The 1,035-nt window shown below is 72.3% G+C and carries 2 pseudogenes; both read left to right on the forward strand.

Annotated elements, in window-relative coordinates:
* Nucleotides 1-689, forward strand: a pseudogene (locus tag A8W25_RS31390) (peptidase); the annotation flags it as partial.
* Between the two features lie 156 nt (nucleotides 690-845).
* Nucleotides 846-1,035 (forward strand): annotated as a pseudogene (locus A8W25_RS31395) (hypothetical protein); the annotation flags it as partial.

Genomic DNA, 1,035 nt, shown 5'->3' on the forward strand with positions numbered 1-1,035 from the left:
GGTACGACGGGGTCGTCGCCCCGGTCGCCCCGCGCGACACGGCGGGCGAACCGGTCCTCGCGGCCGAGCGCCAGGGCAACCTGATCGGCTTCGCGGACGCGATGTGGGGCGACGGCGGGCACTACGCCCAGGCCGGCTCCTTCGGCGACGTCGGCAACCTGGTCCTGCGCCGCGACGGCGAGGTGATCGGCGAGAGCGGCTGGCCCTTCGGGGTCTTCGAAGTCCCGGCCGAGGAAGGGGCGTACGAGCTGGAGCAGCGCGTCGAGAAGATCGGCGGCCCGGCGAAGGTCTGGCAGCGCTCCACCGGTGTCCGGTCGGTGTGGAGGTTCCGCTCGAAGCTCGACGAGAACGTCTACTCGCAGGGCCTCGGCATCCTCTTCCCGCGCTACTCCCTGCCGGAGGACGGCCTCAAGACGCTCCCGGCGGCGGACGGCCAGAAGATCGGGCTCTCGGTGACGGGCCACGCGGGATACACCCCCGCCGCCCTGGCCTCGGTCCGTCTGTCCTACTCGTACGACGACGGCGCGACCTGGACCGAGGCAGCGGTCGGCCACCGGGGCGAGGCGTGGACGGCCTCGGTCGACCACGCGGGCGCGGCGGGCCGGCAGGTCACCCTGAAGGCCGAACTGACGGACGCCAACGGCAACTCCGTCACCCAGACCGTGACGCGCGCGTACGCCGTGCGCTAGTCACCGACGGTTCGCCGGGCGGCCCTCTCGTGGGGGGAAGGGCCGCCCGGCGGAGGCACGTTGGCTCGTGTCCGCGTACGGGGTGCGGATTTGTGTGCTGACCACTTTTACCCGTTCCACGGTTTTCGTACGGCCCGTCCGGTGGACAATAGGGGCATGAGTCAGCAGGGGGAGAGGCGCACCTCGGACGACGACTGGTGGACTCGCCTGTACGACGAGCCCGCCCCGGACCACTCACCCGCAGCCGCGGGCGACACCCTCGACGACCGCTTCAAGTCCGTTGCGGAGGCGGTGAGTCCGCCCGTTCCCGACCCCCGGGCGGAGCTGCCCCACGCACCCGAGGACC

The sequence above is a fragment of the Streptomyces sp. ERV7 genome (assembly GCF_001653515.1).
In the GTDB taxonomy this organism is placed as follows: domain Bacteria; phylum Actinomycetota; class Actinomycetes; order Streptomycetales; family Streptomycetaceae; genus Streptomyces.